The 16,557-nt window shown below is 56.9% G+C and carries 14 protein-coding genes and 1 pseudogene; 10 read left to right on the top strand and 5 right to left on the bottom strand.

Annotated features, from left to right (window positions below; all coding sequences use genetic code 11):
• The first annotated feature begins 2 nt into the window (after nt 1-2).
• Both NLM27_RS34755 and NLM27_RS34750 read left to right on the top strand, forming a co-directional pair.
• A complete protein-coding gene (locus tag NLM27_RS34755; protein WP_254147556.1) occupies nt 3-1,115 on the top strand; it encodes a L,D-transpeptidase family protein in 1,113 nt (370 codons plus the stop codon).
• Nucleotides 1,116-1,315: 200 nt separating this feature from the next.
• Nucleotides 1,316-1,764, top strand: a pseudogene (locus NLM27_RS34750) (LysR substrate-binding domain-containing protein); the annotation flags it as partial.
• A gap of 42 nt (nt 1,765-1,806) precedes the next feature.
• On the opposite strand, the gene NLM27_RS34745 reads toward NLM27_RS34750, so the two are convergent.
• Nucleotides 1,807-2,724: a LysR family transcriptional regulator gene (locus NLM27_RS34745; RefSeq protein WP_254147555.1), complete on the bottom strand. Its 918-nt coding sequence runs from the start codon at nt 2,722-2,724 to the stop codon at nt 1,807-1,809.
• 74 nt (nt 2,725-2,798) lie between these two features.
• Here NLM27_RS34745 and NLM27_RS34740 point away from each other — a divergent pair, with 74 nt between their 5' ends.
• The gene (locus NLM27_RS34740) at nt 2,799-3,431 is read left to right on the top strand and encodes an alpha/beta fold hydrolase (protein ID WP_309144774.1); all 633 of its coding nucleotides are present in this window, start codon (nt 2,799-2,801) and stop codon (nt 3,429-3,431) included.
• A complete protein-coding gene (locus NLM27_RS43880) occupies nt 3,410-3,595 on the top strand; it encodes a hypothetical protein (protein ID WP_309144773.1) in 186 nt (61 codons plus the stop codon). Before NLM27_RS34740 ends, NLM27_RS43880 begins: the two co-directional genes overlap by 22 nt.
• A 325-nt stretch (nt 3,596-3,920) precedes the next feature.
• On the opposite strand, the gene NLM27_RS34735 is transcribed toward NLM27_RS43880, so the two are convergent.
• Nucleotides 3,921-4,379 (bottom strand): VOC family protein, encoded by a 459-nt coding sequence (locus NLM27_RS34735; protein ID WP_254147554.1) that lies wholly within the window; start codon nt 4,377-4,379, stop codon nt 3,921-3,923.
• Between the two features lie 129 nt (nt 4,380-4,508).
• On the opposite strand from NLM27_RS34735, the gene NLM27_RS34730 reads away from it, so the two are divergent.
• The gene (locus tag NLM27_RS34730; protein ID WP_254147553.1) at nt 4,509-5,279 is read left to right on the top strand and encodes a hypothetical protein; all 771 of its coding nucleotides are present in this window, start codon (nt 4,509-4,511) and stop codon (nt 5,277-5,279) included.
• A 12-nt stretch (nt 5,280-5,291) separates the two neighbouring features.
• Nucleotides 5,292-5,687, top strand: coding sequence for a hypothetical protein (locus NLM27_RS34725; protein WP_254147552.1), 396 nt, complete (start codon nt 5,292-5,294; stop codon nt 5,685-5,687).
• A gap of 313 nt (nt 5,688-6,000) precedes the next feature.
• Here the strand turns inward: NLM27_RS34725 and NLM27_RS34720 are convergent, their stop codons facing one another.
• Nucleotides 6,001-6,420 (bottom strand): hypothetical protein, encoded by a 420-nt coding sequence (locus NLM27_RS34720; protein ID WP_254147551.1) that lies wholly within the window; start codon nt 6,418-6,420, stop codon nt 6,001-6,003.
• An 86-nt stretch (nt 6,421-6,506) separates the two neighbouring features.
• On the opposite strand from NLM27_RS34720, the gene NLM27_RS34715 reads away from it, so the two are divergent.
• From NLM27_RS34715 to NLM27_RS34700, 4 genes are all read left to right on the top strand, one after another.
• Nucleotides 6,507-8,078: a recombinase family protein gene (locus NLM27_RS34715; protein WP_256570055.1), complete on the top strand. Its 1,572-nt coding sequence runs from the start codon at nt 6,507-6,509 to the stop codon at nt 8,076-8,078.
• A complete protein-coding gene (locus NLM27_RS34710; RefSeq protein WP_254147550.1) occupies nt 8,075-8,986 on the top strand; it encodes a plasmid partitioning protein RepB C-terminal domain-containing protein in 912 nt (303 codons plus the stop codon). The genes NLM27_RS34715 and NLM27_RS34710 overlap by 4 nt, the downstream gene beginning before the upstream one ends.
• Nucleotides 8,983-9,903, top strand: a complete 921-nt coding sequence (locus NLM27_RS34705; protein WP_254147549.1) for a plasmid partitioning protein RepB C-terminal domain-containing protein — start codon at nt 8,983-8,985, stop codon at nt 9,901-9,903. Before NLM27_RS34710 ends, NLM27_RS34705 begins: the two co-directional genes overlap by 4 nt.
• 818 nt (nt 9,904-10,721) lie before the next feature.
• Nucleotides 10,722-11,939, top strand: a complete 1,218-nt coding sequence (locus NLM27_RS34700) for an HNH endonuclease (RefSeq protein ID WP_254147548.1) — start codon at nt 10,722-10,724, stop codon at nt 11,937-11,939.
• Nucleotides 11,940-11,969: 30 nt separating this feature from the next.
• On the opposite strand, the gene NLM27_RS34695 is transcribed toward NLM27_RS34700, so the two are convergent.
• Nucleotides 11,970-14,567 carry a DEAD/DEAH box helicase gene (locus NLM27_RS34695; protein WP_254147547.1) on the bottom strand — a complete coding sequence of 866 codons (2,598 nt, stop codon included), beginning with the start codon at nt 14,565-14,567 and terminating at the stop codon, nt 11,970-11,972.
• Nucleotides 14,567-16,552 carry a hypothetical protein gene (locus NLM27_RS34690; protein WP_254147546.1) on the bottom strand — a complete coding sequence of 662 codons (1,986 nt, stop codon included), beginning with the start codon at nt 16,550-16,552 and terminating at the stop codon, nt 14,567-14,569. The genes NLM27_RS34695 and NLM27_RS34690 overlap by 1 nt, the downstream gene beginning before the upstream one ends.
• Nucleotides 16,553-16,557: the final 5 nt, after the last annotated feature.

Raw genomic sequence — 16,557 nt, 5'->3', positions numbered from 1 at the left:
CAGTGATCCGCGCCATGGTCCGAGTACTTGTGCTGGCGGCGGCTTTTGCCACGGCCTTGACGCCGGTCACGTGTCTTGGCGAAAGCAGCAAGCCGTTGCCGGCCAAGGCAACGAGGGAACTACCCGCTGAGCTGCTCTCGCTGCTCGAACAGAAGAAGATGCCGAAATATTCACCTATCGTCGTGCGTCTTTTCAAGGAGGAGGCCGAGCTCGAGGTCTGGAAACAGGACGCGACCGGCCTTTTCCAGATCCTCAAGACCTATCCGATCTGTCGGTGGTCGGGCGATCTCGGGCCGAAGTTGTACGAGGGCGACCGACAGGCTCCGGAAGGGTTCTATACAATTACACCTGAGTTGATGAATCCCAACTCCAACTTCTATCTCTCGATCAACCTCGGCTATCCCAACACGTTCGACAAGGCGCACAAGCGCAACGGCAGCTTCCTCATGATCCACGGCGACTGCTGGTCGAGTGGTTGCTATGCCATGACCGACGAACAGATAAGCGAAATCTATTCGCTGGCGCGCGACTCATTCCTCGGCGGCCGGCCGTCGTTCCAGGTCCAGGCCTATCCGTTCCGCCTGACGCCGGCCAATCTGGCGCGGCATCGAAATAGTCCCAACCTGCGCTTCTGGAACATGCTCAAGATCGGCAACGATCATTTCGAGACCACGCGGCTCGAACCGAGGGTGGATGTGTGCGATCGCCGCTATGTCTTCGATGCGCAACCTCCCCCGAGTTCGTCGTCGCCTCTAGTGTTCAACCCTGCCGAAAAATGTCCTCCCTTCGTCGTCAATCCAGAAATCGGGCGGCGGGCGCTGGAGAAGAGGCGCGCCGACGAGCTCGAATACGCGCGATTGCTTGAAGACAATTTGCCGGCTGCCCCGATATACAGCGGACTGGACGGCGGAATGAACAAGGCGTTCCTCACACGGTTTCCGGGCAGAGTGACGCTTGCGAAAGTCATGCCGTATGCATCCTACCTGCCGCAATTGCCACCGATCCCCTGGATCGACAATGATGGCTCGTTGACGAGTAGATGGTTTGGCAGCTCGTTGGACAAGCCGCCGGAGTGTAATCCGACTCGTGTCGGCTTCCCGTCAGGTCGGTGCTGAACGCTCATGCGGCGTCCGCGATGGATCTTGGCTGTGTGAAAACCCGAAGACGCTCAATCTCGATAGAAGAAGTTATTCGTCCAAGACCGTTTTAGTCGCTCAACGCGCAAGCGGATTCAACTTAGAGAACGAACTGAAAAATATCATTCTTCGTCGAGTTTCGATTCTTGAGTTTTCACACAGCCAGGATCATCAGCGGACTCGGCACCAGCCGCATGGTCGTGGTCGGCGCGCCGACTATCGCGCCCGTTGCGGTACGCCGAAGAACCCGGCCGAGCTCGCCGATCACCGCGGCATCGGCTGGACCTCTCCGCGCATCCGCGGCGGCTGGCCATTCAAGCGCGGCGACCGCACCGAGGAAGCCGTTCCGCCGCCCGTCGCGCGCGCCAGCGACGGCGAAATCGCCCGCCGCCTTGCGCTGGGCGGCGTCGGCCTCGCGCGCCTCGCCCTCTTCCACATCGGCCCCGACATCGAGGCCGGCCGCCTCGTTCCGGTGCTGCAAAGCTACAATCCCAGCGACCGTGAAGACATCCACGCCGTCTATGTCGGCCACACCGCGCCGCTCCCGGCACGCGTCCGCGCGTTCATCGATTTCCTCGCCGAGCACGTGCGGGCGGGGGATGGGTGGAAGTTGGTCGAAGACCGATAGATGGAGGAGCCGGTCGCGCGTTGGATCGCTGTTACATCCGGCCTAAAATTCTCGAAGTCCATCCGTGAGCCATCCCCACAGTTCTTCGGCGACCGGTCCATGGGGGCGGTCGATGCGCCGCATTGCCGCCAGCGTTTCCGTTCGTCCCGGAAGGTAGCGCCCCTGCAAGCTGATCAAAGCGCCGACGCGCAGCTCGTCCTCGATCATGAATTCAGGCAGGTGGCCCCAGGCCATCCGATGCAAGATCAATTCCTTCTTCATCGTGTGGTCGGGCACGGAGCAACGCGGCGCGCCGTCGATCAGAAAGTGATTTTCCGGGGTTGTATCGCGCGCCGTGTCCCGGATCACGCACTGGGTGAACGATTGCAATTGTTGAGGTGTCACCTCAGAGCCTGCTTCATGGGGCAGAAAACCCGGCGCCGCGACCGGCAGTAGCCGGATCTCGCAAAGCCTGATCTGCTCCAGATCGGTGCGCGAGGCGGCGGCACGGTGAAAGATCAGATCGGCGGAGCCATCGCGCAGACGCTCAAACGGACCGCTCACCGCCTCGTAATCGAGATGCAGCCGCGTGCGCGGCCGGTCGACGAAGAAGGTCGAGAGCGCACCGAGGATCGAGGGCCTGTTGCACAAATCGCCAAGCACGATTCGTAGTAAAGGCTCCTCCCCGATGGCCAGTTGCCGCGCGTAACTGTCGAGATTGTCGAGCTCGCGCAACGATATCCCAGCGCGGGCATGAAACATCCGACCGGCCTCGGTTAGCTCGACGCGATAGCCGCTCCGGTCGAGCAGCGTCAGGCCAAGACGTTCCTCCAGTCGGGTGACGGCCGCGAAGACGGAAGGGTGCGTGCGATGAAGCGCATTCGCCGCGGCCTGAAAGCTGCCCAAGCGCGCCACGGCATCGAAGCAGCGCAAATCGTGCAGCTTGAAGGAAGCAGGTTTGTTCATTTCTTCGACAGTCATTGCTCAAACATAGTAATTCTCCAGCGCCGACGCGAGCGCTAGATCGGATCGACACTCGCGCGCGGAGATACCGAATGAGCAACATCAGCCACTTCATCACCGGAGACGGTTGCCGGATCACCTATCGATTTGACGGCAAAGGCGACCACCCGGTGCTGGTCCTCTCGAACTCGATCGCAACCGACCACCGCATGTGGGACCGGCAGATCGCAGAGCTCTCAAAGTCCTTTCGCGTGCTCCGCTACGACACGCGCGGCCATGGCGGCTCGGACGCTCCGCCGGGCCCCTATTCGCTCGACCGCCTCGGCCGCGATATCATCGAGTTGATGGATGCGCTCAAAGTCGAGCGCGCGCACTTCTGCGGTCTTTCGCTCGGCGGCTTCATCGGCCAATGGCTGGGCCTGCGCGCTCCCGAGCGGATCGACCGGCTCATTCTCTCGAACACGTCAGCCTATCTCGGCCCCGCGCCGCAATGGGACGAGCTTATCAATCGGGTCCTGCGCGAGCGGAATATGACCGCCATGGCAGACATGTTCATCGGAAACTGGTTTCCGCCGCAAATGATCCGCGATGAACCGGAAACGGTCGAAGTCTTCCGAAGCATGATCCTTGCGACGGTGCCCGAGGGGCTCGCGGGATGCTTCGCCGTCGTGCGCGACGCCGACCTCCGGCGCACAACATTCTGGTGGCGGCACCGACGCTGGTGATCGGAGGCATCGACGACACCGTTACCCTCGCAAGCCATAGCGAGGAGATCGCCAGCGCCATTCCGGGAGCGCAGCTTGTCCTGCTGCCCGGCGTCCATATGCTCAATGTCGAGCGGCAGGCTTCCTTTCTCGAAGCCATATTGAAATTCCTGCGCGGGGATTAGGAGGTGCCTGCCCGGTGAAGTTTGCAGATCGGGCGGCGAATGGCGGAGGGAGAGAACTTAGAAAAAAACTTGCTCGACCGTTGCGCCTCAGGTGCTTTCGCTAGATCGGTTGCAGGTTAAATTGCGCCGCGGGGGGCTTCGGTCGCCTTTTGCCAAGGTCCAAACTGCACCGTTATCAACATTCAGCGACGGTGAATGGGTTGCCTCCGCTCTCATAGATTGTGCGTTGAAGGACGCTCGCGCTTGGAAGTGGCTCATCCTGGCCGCAATCCCTGGCTTACTTGCATCTGGTCTGCCGTGTGCTCTTGTCTATCCCCGGCACCCGTCAGGGTCGAACGGGCTGCCCGATTCCAAGAAGATTGCCTTCGCTGTCGCGGAACCATGCGCCTCGCTCACCGATACCCTTGCTGGCGTAATTCCCGGCTATCTCGGCGATCCCGTCAACGGTCCTAAGACCGGGCAAGTCATATTCCTCGAACTTGACGCCCCGCGCGCGAAGCTCATGCACAGTTGCCTCGATATCTTCAACCTCCCAGCCCATCTGCGTGTGCGTGCCGGATTGCACTCCGGCCGAGATGAATATCGCAAACTCACCAGCTGCGCAGATGTAGCGCAGTCCACCTTCGCGCTGTTCTACCGGGTCGAGACCGAACTTATCGGAATAGAACGCCTGCGCCCGATCCAGGTCCTTCCGGAAGACGGGTGGCCAGGCGTAGCGGGATACTCTTCCGAGGACGCCTTCCACAGTTGCTGCATGGCGCCCCATAAAAGGACTTGCAATCAACGGTACATCAAACCTAGGATTGTCTATCTAGGTCTGCGTGGGGGACGTAGGGCTATGTCAGATGTTCGCTGTCTGGGTACAGCTGTAACCGCATCTTTGCTCCTCACCAGTTGCGCGGCGCCGCCTGGCATGCCGCCCGATTTTATGTTGCCTGTTCAGCAAATTGTTTTGCACTCAGTTTGTGAACTTCGTTTCGCTCTTCGCGAACTCAGCATTTCGCATCCAAGCTTTCTAAGAACTTCCTGGGGGATATCGATCACTCTGACGCCCAAATTTGATACACAGGGAACGCTCAACGCGGGTCTCACTGGTAAGAGCACCTCGCTACCTTCGGCGAAGTTTTTCAATAATTGGACCATCGGGCCCGCACCAGGCGTGAGGTACGATACGAAGGGCCACACCGATGGTACAGCCGCGTATCTCCTTACGTCTGCGACACTGCTGGATGAGCGGAATCAATATCCGCTATTCTGTGATACTTCCTCAACGGGCTATCACGCGCTTGTACGCTATCTTGGAATACGGGACTGGTTAGCGCGCACTGCAGCGGCTGCGGAAGGCGACGTAGGGAGTTTGGCCAGACTAAACAATCCTACTTACAACAATCAAATAGTTATTACGTTTGATGGCAGTGGTACGTTCACCTACAATCAGCCTTTCGGCACAAACTTCGCAAGTGCTTCCGGCTCCTACAAGCTGGATGAGTCGGTTGCGATAGCCTTTACGGCACAAGAGGCGAAGAAGCCCGTTGTGGTTCGGACGCTCCCTAGCGGAGCACAATACTCGAGCGCCGCTCCGAGTCCGAACGCTGTAACGCCTGCAGCTGCTGCCACACTAGGAACATTAGGACTACAGCAACAGATCATCAATCTGCAGACAGCCATCCAGCAGCAGAGGTGACGGGAGGGGTTGATGCAATTCGTACTCGTGATCATGTTTTTCGTTACGCCGCCTACGCTAGGCAACAATCGCTTGTGGGCGTTGCAGTCAACGCAGTCGATCGAGTTTGAAGATCAGTCAGCCTGCGACGACGCCATAAAGAACGTCATTCTGCCTGCTGTTATGTCTACAGATACCATGGCCCTGACAGCTTGGTGTTTGCCGAAGTCGTTCCAGGGCAAGGCGAGGTTGGACTTTTTCCGTGATCAAAACGCCAAGGGAGGGATGAGGACCTTATCGGTCGAAGACCTAACTAAGAGGAAAGCCGAGTTCGGTAGCTGCTATGATTATGTACCTCCTCCCGCAGGTACGCGTAAGCAGGACCGGGTCGTCACAAGCGGAGTGCTGGGGGAGTGCCACAAGAAATGATCTCGAACGTTCATCACTCACTTGGCCATGAGTGAGTGTCGACCTCGGTGGCGGCTTAAGCCGATTAGGTTCGGACTCGGAACTTCCCGCTGCGGAGAGATCATTGGCGCGACGCAAGCAGATGATGGATTCCCGTAGCAGAAATCTCCGTCGTCGGCGCCAGGTCGGCTAGGGGTCACATGCAGGCCTCGTCGTGATCTTTGTCCTTGGTCCGCTCGAACCCCGCAAGCCGAATCCAGGGATATCCGTTTACGCCGTGACCATCCGACCGGCTAAGCTAGCCGCTCGACACGTGCCGACGGACGGACGAAATTCAGAATATATGAGATCTAGTCGATGAGCGACCCGGCTCCCCGATGATAGCCGCCAATTCGAATACCTTTCGCCTCAGGTCCTCCACCTTAGGAGCTAAAAGCAAATCCTGCCGATCCGCCATCGACAGAATGGCATTTAGTACCTGGTCTGAATGCTGAGCCAAAACCACGAGGTGTCGGCCGCAGGGCGCATATCGTCCTAAAATCCAATTTTTGACCGTACGCTCATTCGCACCCGTCCAGCCCGCCACCAACTTTGCGCGCGAGTTCCGATCCCTAAGTTCCGACGTCAATGCCGATGCGATTTTCATCGCGAATGCATGATCGTCAACGCTGAAATCCGAACCGCCGCCTCCGCCCTTTTTTGGAAAGGACTTACCGCCTTTTGGAAAGGACTTACCCTTTTTTGGAAACGACATTCCACCCTCCTTTCCCGTACGATCAGGCGGTAATTCATGAATGCCTTAGGGGAGGCCGACAGAACCGCATTGGAATTGGGTGCTGATTGACAGGGCGCATCAAAAGCATCGGCAAGGGCCAAAATCGAAGAGAAGGTCCTTCTCTAGCCGCCGCCTATGTCCGGATGTCGACAGATCTACAGAGATACTCCACTGAGAATCAACTCCACACGATACGTCGATATGCCGAGCAACGGGGCTTCACGATCGTGCGTGTCTTTGAAGATTCTGGCCGTAGCGGGTTAAGAATGGACGGTCGTGACGGATTGCAATCTCTCATGATGGAAGTGCAATCCGGCGCGGCCGGCTTTCAAGCCATATTAGTCTACGACGTCAGCCGCTGGGGACGATTTCAAGACGCGGATGAAGGTGCATATCATGAGCACGTATGCTCTCGGGCAGGGATACGTGTCCACTATTGCGGCGAACAGTTTGACAACGACGGGAGCATCGGCTCGATCCTCCTTAAGAACGTCAAACGGGTCATGGCCGGCGAATACAGCCGCGAACTATCGGTCAAGGTTTTTGCCGGGCAGTGCCGGCTCATCGAGCACGGCTTTCGCCAAGGCGGTCCGGCCGGATTTGGCTTGCGACGCCTTCTAATCGATGAGGGACGAAATCCTAAGGGGGAACTCGGACGCGGCGATCGAAAGAGCCTTCAAACCGATCGGGTTGTCCTTACGCCTGGCCCCCATGAAGAAATTGCACACGTTCACAGCATCTATTCGATGTTCGTTGAAGAGGGAAAGTCGGAACGAGAAATCGCGTTAGCGCTAAACCAACGCGGTGTCTTAAGCGATCTTGGCCGTCCGTGGACCCGTGCTTCGATCCATCAAATTCTGACTAACGAAAAATACATTGGCAACAACATCTTTAATCGCGTTTCGTACAAACTAAAGCAGCGCCGTGTGGTCAATCGGCCAGACACCTGGGTTCGAGCGGATGGCGCCTTCCCTTCGATTGTAGATCGAGCGCTTTTTGAGCGCGCGAGAGCCATCATCGACGTGCGGGGCAATCATTATTCTGACGAGGAGTTACTGTCCCTGCTCCAGACCGTCCTTGACGAAGAGGGATCGTTATCTGGTCTTATCATCGATGAGCGTGACGACATGCCTTCGTCGAGCCTATATCGACACCGCTTCGGAAGCCTTTTAAGGGCTTACAAGTTGATCGGCTACGCGCCAGACCGTGACTATCGGTACATCGAAATCAATCGGTATATACGCGAGGCCTTCCCTGGATTGTCAGCGGATATTGTTGCTGGCTTCGAAAGAGTGGGCGGAATAGTCGTCTGTGACCCGGTAACTCACCTCCTTCTGATCAACGAGGAATTTTCGCTATCCATCGTATTCGCGCGGTCCTTCGAGACGCAGGCCGGTACGCTTCGATGGCAAATTCGCTTTGACACTGGTCTTGCGCCGGACATCACGGTTGCCGTTCGCCTAGATCGCTCGAACGAACGCCCCCTCGACTATTACATTTTTCCAAGTATCGACATGAATACCGCTCAGATACGGATGGCGGAGGACAACGCACTTTCGCTCGACGCTTACCGGTTCCAATCGCTCGATTTTCTCTATTCGATGGCCGCCCGCACATCATTCCTGGAGGCAGCATGAGCAAATCCAATCCAAGAGGGTCGAAACATGTAAGTATCATCCCGATAGACCAAATTCGCTTTTTGAATCCGAGAGTCCGCGATCGTCGTAATTTTCAGGAGATCGTGCAGAGCATCGCCAAGGTTGGGCTTAAGCGTCCGGTCACGGTTAGCCCGCGAAAGAGCGATGCAGACACCGCAACCTATGATCTGGTGTGTGGCCAGGGCCGGGTGGAAGCGTTCATTCAGCTCGGTCAGACGGAAATTCCGGCCATCGTCATCGAGGCCGAGGAGAGCGATTGCCTAGTTATGAGCCTGGTCGAAAATTGCGCCAGGCGGCAGCATCGAGCTATCGACCTGTTGCAGGATATCAGCACGCTGCGCGGCCGTGGCTACAGCGACCACGAGATTGCACCCAAAATCGGCGTTAGCGTCGAATACATTCACATGATTGGCATACTGCTGGAAAAGGGGGAGGAACGGCTCGTGGCGGCCGTCGAAGCAGGCATCCTCCCCCTGAATATGGCGATCGAGATTGCAAAATCGAGTGATGAGGACGTTCAGCAGGCTCTGACGCAGGCTTACACGGAAAAGAAATTACGCGGAAAGAAGCTGGTCGCAGTGCGCAGGATTATCGAGCAGCGGCGGCGCAGTGGCAAACATATTCACGACAACCGGTCCCAACGGCGCGACAGCGTCAGGAGACCACTTACCGGCGAATCGATCATCCGCGTCTATCGCCAAGAGGCGGACCGCCAAAAGCTGCTCGTTAAGAAGGCCGAGGTCACACAAGGCCGTTTGCTGTTCATCGTCGAAGCTATGCGAGAGCTTCGAGACGATGAGAATTTCGTAAATCTGCTCAAGGCCGAGCGTCTCGATACCATGCCTGCTTTCCTCGAACAGCGGATCGCCGATGGGGTCGCGATATGAGCAAACCAGTCGATACCAGCTCCTCAAACAAGATCACCCAGGCTTTTGGCGCCGATTTCGTGATGGTGCAGATCGCTTCGATCTTGCCGGTCAAGGTGATCGAGAAAGCTACGAAATCCACTCAAAAATATCGTCAGATTGCGGCGTCTATTCGCGAGATCGGACTAGTCGAACCGCCCGTCGTCATTCAGGACAGAAGGAATCCCAACTCCTACCTGTTGCTTGATGGCCATTTGCGAATCGAAGCGCTTCGCGACCTGGGGGAGAGTGAGGTGGAATGCCTGATCTCGACTGATGATGAAGCGTTTACCTACAACAAACGCATTAGCCGGTTGTCTCCGATTCAGGAGCAGCGAATGATCGCCAAAGCGATCGAGCGCAATGTCCCTAAGGAAAAGATAGCGCGGGCCCTGGACATCAAGGTCCGCAGCATATCCCGTAAGGCGCAACTGCTTGACGGGATATGCGGGGAGGTCGTTGGCCTATTAAAGGACCGGATGTGTCCTCTAGCCGTCTTTGATGTTCTTCGTAAGATGAGCCCCCTGCGTCAGATAGAGGCCACCGAACTCCTCATCAATGCCAACAATTTTTCGGTTAGTTATGCGTCTGCTCTATTGGCCGGCACTCCCCAGGCCCAGCTGGTCACGCCACAGACGCCAAAGCGGTTGAAGGGCATGACCGCCGAAGCTATTGCCCGCATGGAACGCGAACTCTCACGATTGCAGGAAGCGATATCTTCGATCCAAGACTTGTACGGCCAAGATCACCTCCATCTGACGGTGGTCAAGGGGTATCTCCGCAAGTTGGTCACCAACGACCGCGTGGGGCGATATCTCGAGCAATATCAGCCTGAGCTATTTGTCGAGTTTCAGAAGATTGCCGAAATGACGTCGACGCTGCCGAGCGAGGCGGCTTAAGGCTTTCGGGGACCCGGACCCTTTAAGCGCGGGGACCGCAGGAGAAGCCGCACGCTGGGGCGGATCAATTGCGGCGATGGGGATGGCGGCGAACCCGTCCGGAGCCCATCAGGCCGGCCGAGCTTTCGCTGGCCGGATAGAGCGGTGACGTGTCAACGTGCGGTACCGGCGCGCGCTGACACGCTGCCGTGAGTTTGATATGATCAACGATATTGCAGAAACTCGGGGCTTCCCGCGCGACACGTGTCGCGAATTCATAAACCATCAGTTCCCGTCTGTTTTTGGTTTACCAGACCTCTTAAGCTTTCTCGTCCGCGAGCATGCAATGGTGGCTTCAGATCGGGGACAAATCCCGACAGGGACGCGTCAGGGTCAGACCGCATGGCGGCCTGGCCCGCCATCTCGGAAATGCAATGTCTGCAAAAACAACGCCACAAAGGCCAAAACGCGAGAAATCAAAAGCGAACTCGTTGCCGTCCTCCGCGGCATCGATGCTATCGGTGGCCACGCAAAACCTAATTAATATGGTCGCAGTATCCGCCGTCTCGGGCACAGTTCTGCTCGGGCTTCTTGCTGCCAAGCATTTTTGACGAGCAGCATTCGCGTATGCGTCGTTATGGAATATTGCACATGCCGCAGTGCAGTATGCGCTGACCACCTTCTTTGAAATCCCAACCACCCACTTCGACAATCCGCGTTTATGGTCTCGACGCCTCACAGCCTTGCAGCAGCCACGTCTACAGCGCGCATTGCATTGTCGTCGATCGCTTTCTAGGAGAATACCAAGCGGATCGGCAAAACGGACCTCTGGAGGCAAAATGGACTTTGAGGTGGGCGCGCAATATACACGGACGCAGATTCAGGACCTTCTTGGCGTGCCCGGAGATCGACGAGGCGGCGATTGGGCCACCGGCTATACGCGATTCGATAACGAACTCTTTGTATTCTGCAACGTCGACTCAGCTGGACGAACCGGCCACGATTACCCGAACCGCTGGGACGGCCAGCGACTCGTCTGGTCCGCCAAAAACCGCTCAAATCTCTCCCAACCCTTGATGCGCGCCATTTCGGAAGGCTCTTCGCCGACGCATATCTTCCATCGATCTGCGGACCGCTTGCCGTTTACTTATGCAGGCCGCGCGTGGGCCAGTCATATGGAAGATACCACGCCGGTCGTCGTGCACTGGTCTTTCGACCCGCCCCCCGCCCGCGCGATGGCCAATGAACTGAGCAGAGATCTGCTCTGTGAAGAGTTGATCACGGCTGGCTTCGACCTCGCTCCAACCGGCGTTAAGACGCGACGCGCAACCCGCGGCCTCACCACGCTCTACATTAAATTCGATAGCAACAGGTCCGTCCTGGTCGTCGACCCAGCTTACGAGGAAGGGGTCACGGCTCTAATGCAGATACCTGGCGTTCAACGAGAAAATCGAAGTTTATTTTATCACAACTCGACTATGCGAGCCTTCCCAAAGCGAATTTGGTCGGGCAAGGCACCGATTCCATATGGCGTCGATTTTGGCTTCGCATCCCAGCAGGCCTTCAGACGCTTCGTTGAGACACTTGAGGGCATGCCCATCACACCTTCAGTCGAGAGCGCGGATCAGATGGACATCGATCCACGGACCGAGACCGAAGCTATGCGCGCCGTGAGGTTGGGTCAGCAAAACTTTCGTCGCGACCTTTTGGACGTCTGGGGCGCCCGGTGCGCGCTGACCGGCCTAGCAATCCCGGAGCTTCTTCGCGCGTCGCATATCAAGCCTTGGTGTGAAGCGACTTCCACCGAACGTCTCGACCCCGACAATGGCCTCCTGCTTGCCGTCCACATCGATGGGCTGTTTGATCGTGGATTCATCTCGTTCGACGAGAACGGATCCATTCTGATTTCAAGCAGATTGACCGACCAAAGCCTTCGCTGTTTCGGAATAGGTCCACAGTTATCGATTGCAAAGCTGAGCTCTCGGCACCAACGCTACCTAGACCATCACCGCAAGCTTCACGGCTTTGCATCTTCTGGCAAATCATCTCACTCTTAGCCGATCGATGTGTTTGCGCGGATACTCAATTCACGGGTAACGCAAGATCGTAGGTGAGAAATTTGGTCCCGATCGGTCCAGCTCCTTAATAATACTACTCTCGGCAGGATCGTCTGTCTTTCGCTGCCGTTGAGGGACCACAACCCCATGCAACTGAGCTCGCAAATCATCCCATCGTTGCTGCAACACAGTCCAGTGATGCTCGTCATACGTCCCCTCGAAAATGACAGGCCGCACCTCGATCTGCGGCAAAGGCATGTCGCCGTCTTTCAGTGCTTGAGCAAGTTGCTTTGACCAGTGGCTACCAACGCGATCAATCCTCCCGATCTGCTGCTCGACGACTCCCGGGTTCCATTCGGCGTGCAGCAAGACAATCGATCGACAGGCCTGATGCAAATTGAGGCCTTCCCGGCCGACCATCGATTGGGCGACAAGCACGCGGCGATAGCTACTCGGCCGATTAAAAGCCAGTTGAAGCGTTCGCCTGGTTGTCAGCTTTGTTTCGCCATGCATCAAGCTTGCGAATGTCCCACTTTGAGCGCGGTACTCATCGTGGATTCTCGCTTCGATATCGCGCCACAAGGCATCGATCTCCTCCTCATCGAGAATTCCATCTCCATTGTGATCTCCCTCATCTCGGTCGCGGAGAGCCCTCAGGAATTCGATAAACGCTTCCGCGCATTGCCCTAGATCCGGCTCAGTGGATCCGTCGATAAGTTCGTCGACCGCCCTTGCGATAAGCGCCTTTGTTACATCGGGCGCGTTCTTCGCTCGCTCGAACAGCCGCGCTTCATCGTCTGTCATTGGAAAGCGGCTCTCGTCCACGGCTTGAAACAAAGAACCCCGCAGAAACTCTCGGCGTGTTTCCAGTTTTCGGTATTGAGCGTCGAGCATCATATCGACCTCGTCGACGCCGAACGCGCACGCCATCTGCGCATGCGCCACCCTTATCGCAGCCCATTCGTCACGCTCCGAGCCGCTCACCACCTTGGACTGGGGCCATAGCTTTCCAGTACTTAGACAGCGCAACATCTCTCTCGCATTCAACAGCTCGGTGAGAGCGCGCAGTGGTTTCGTGTATCGGCCAAAAACAAGCACTTTTTCGCCTGCGTCGGTGTAGGCTTCAATAGCAGAAACCGCCGCCAAAATGGCCGGATGCTGAAATAAGCCGCCTTCACCGCCTGGAGCAGCGGCTTTGAGCACATTGAGCCACCACTGCGCCCTATCTTCTGATACTCGCGTGTCTTGACCGTATTCGTTGAGGTGCTCCGTCGTGGCTTGATCTTCGGCATTCTGCGGCGAGTCAGTTTCGATTCGATGCAACGAATCCACGACGTTTCCAATGCCGTGACCAGTCCCTATCGTGAGGCGTAAGCGCTTCGAAAATGGCGTCGCGGCCCCGGTGGCAACGAAAGAAAGCGCCTCGGCTGCGCACACTACTTTCTTCCAACTGACATTGAGATCATCGACGCGCACTCTGATCTCCTTTTCGGATCGATAGAGATCAACTTCCCCCCCGGCAGCCTTCTTGAACGCCATTACTGCGGAGTCTTCTCGCTTATCCCGCCTAAGTAAGTATGGCTTCAGGGCCGTCTCAAATGTGCGAGCGGCCTTTTGGTAGGCAGCTCGCGCGTCTTCGCTCGTCTTCCAGACAAAGCGTACGCGCTTAACTGCATCTGCATATGACTTGATGCTGTTCTCAATCTGCTCCATCGCGGACGGTTCAACTGCGATTCGTTGTAATATTTGACACCATTGGCTCGTGTCGAGTTCGACTGGTGTCGCCGTCATCGCAAGAACTCTTGCTGTTCTGGACTTCTGGACGATACTGTTCAACTGCCTTGAGAGAACACTATCATCATGCCGGCTCTTATGGGCCTCATCGAGGATGACCAAATCGAACAGTCCAAGCCCAAGCCCAACCGCTTTTTCGAGAAGCGGTCTCAACGGCTCAGACCTGCCGTACCCTGCGCCTGACATGGCCTCGGGCCAAGGCATTACCGCGCATATTTCTTCAAGCAGCTGACGCGATTGGTCACTTTGAGCAGATGCGTTACTGCAAATGCTCTGCGCCGCTGCGCGAATCTGCGGACCGGGATAGTGCTCACTTTCATAATAGCCGCGCGGATATCTGCCGCGCGTTTGCTTTCTCCATTCGCAGTAAAGCGCAGGGAAAAGGGCCCACCTTTCCATTTTGCTCGTCTCGCGCAAACGCCAATTGGAGAATGCGTGAGAGATGAGCACTACGCTGCGATCGAACCAAGGTTTGACGGCAACTGGAACGTCCGAGCGCCATGCGGTCAAATAGGCATCGAAACTTCGAAGAAGCGATGGCGTGTCCTGGATCCCACCAGCGGATAGCTCATCACCCCACTGGAATCCCAGTCCTGGCGGGACGATGATGGCGACACGGCCGCCGGCCTCGGTGACAGCGCGAATGACCGCAACGGCGACACGCGTCTTTCCCATCCCGACCTCATCGGCAAGAATAAGTCCGTTCGCGGCGATGCGTTCGCTGATAGCATTGATGGTTGCCACCTGACCGTCATTAAAGCGAGCAGCGTCGCTTCTCGCGATCTCTCTCAGCTTGTGCGCGACAACATGCCAGCCCTCGAAGGTCGCATGCATTATCCCACTCCCAATCTGTCCAAGGTCGAGATCTTCCAAGCGTCTTCGATTCGACGAAGGGTGTCCTCATAGCGAGTTGCTTCTGCGCTACCCGGTCGGTTGCAGAACGTCGGCCGAAACGGTGCCGCCCATAGCGGCGAGAGAAGATTCAAACCAAGCGCTCGGCTCGCAACGACCACAGCGCTGTTGGCGGCCAATGTAAGAGATTGCTCCAGTCGATTACACCAAGCCGGCCAACTTTCGCGATCCATGGCTGTCTGCTTGCTCGCTATGTTTTCCATGAGCTCCATCAGCTGTCTGATGGGGTATTGAGCCGCTCCGACAGCTGCCGAAGAAGGCGCGTGGCCCTGCCCTGGATCCGGCTCTACAATAGGCAGATCATCGATTTCTGGCGACTCGGGGAATGACGACAGCATGGACCAGGCTTGATCGACATCAACCGGCTTGAGTTCTGCTCCGGCCAATCGGCCAAACTCATCCAAGACTGGAACATATGCCGCACCCGCCTGGTCGCCGAGTCCCCAGCGAATAAGCACTTGTGCGGGCTTAGCGCTGAGCCAAACGAAATGATTGCCGGGCTCCATGTGACACGCGACGTCGCCGTCGAAAACGGCAAACTCTTCAACGATATCGTCGGAAGTAAAGACAACACCTCCTGACTGATCCCGATTTGACCGCCAAATCAAGAATGCGACTGGTGCAGAGACGTAGGCGTCGCCACGCTCCTCCATCCCCAAGCCTTCAAGCAATGCATCAGATGTCGACTCGAACTTTTCGGACCATTGCAGCGGCAAAACGTCAGTCACGGCCAAGGATGATTTGTCGCCCTTCTTGCGCTCCCAGACTAGATTGCCTTCAGTTAACACCACGCCGACCTCAAAATTGCCGCCACGACGCGACGCTTTCTGCAGGAAGCCAGGACCCGTGAGATTTCCGGATCCGAGGTATAACCAAGCGTTGCCGCACAGGGTCGAATTGCGCCGATAGCTGGCTCCAAATATGAATTTGGCATGCAGCTCTCGGGGTTCCCTGAAGCAGCTCAGATGGGCCGGCCCTCGTATCGACCATCCTTCGGCTTCAAAGGCCGCCCCAGCATATGCCATCGCCTGGCAGCTACGTTGGTTGACATAGACATCAATTTCGGCGCGCCCGGTGAGCAGGCCGGCCTGACGCAAGATCCCGACCGCCTCCTTGATGACAGCGGGAACGCCCCCGTTGGTGCGACTGGCCGCCTCATAGAAACCGGATCCCATAGCGAGGTAATTTCGCGCAATAGGCTGATCGTTGTCGGGATGGATGAGGTGGGCCAATTGGTCGAGCAGGCCGCGCCGGCGATTGTCGAACACACGCGCCGGACCAAGCTGCCGTTTCGAAGCGACCAGAGCCATCCAAGCGTCGAGAGATTTACGTAAATCCAGCCGGTCTTCTGATCCGGCGTCGAGTGCACGCTGATCGAATTGCTGTCGTAGCCATAAGATGGCATCCCAACCCTGTTTGAAATCAGCGCATACTTGCCTTGAAGAATCACTGAGCTGGGTCGAGAGCTGATCGCTTGAAATTGTCACAGTCCAAGCGAGGTCTAAGCTTTGCTCAAGCGTTTCGCGAGTCCAGTTTCCCGTCGAAACGATGAGCCGTGCGATCCATCTGCGCGGGTCTACTTCATGGCGAAATCCAAGCACCGCGACTTTCGCGTGCAGCAGATTGAACGGCCGATCGGCAGAGCGCGTCAACGGCAGATGCAGCAACCCAGGCACGTCTGTGCAGGTAATTTGTGCATTGCCGGAGTCGAGCATCAAAGCAATCGCGATGCTCCCCTCGTAGGCTCTCTGCTGCGATACCTTTTGTGTGAACTTCTCCACGGCGTCGTTCAGGAAATGTGTATCGGCTGAAAACCCGCACAACCATCCGAACTGCGAACGAAAGCCGTCCGGTGGCTCGAATAGCTGCGTTAGCGACGGCGGCCTGTCCGCTTGACTGCTCCACATCGTCA

Origin of the sequence: Bradyrhizobium sp. CCGB12 (assembly GCF_024199845.1) — a bacterium.
GTDB lineage: Bacteria > Pseudomonadota > Alphaproteobacteria > Rhizobiales > Xanthobacteraceae > Bradyrhizobium.
Note: the sequence above shows the minus strand (reverse complement) of the source record. Positions and strands in the feature narration are given on the sequence as shown.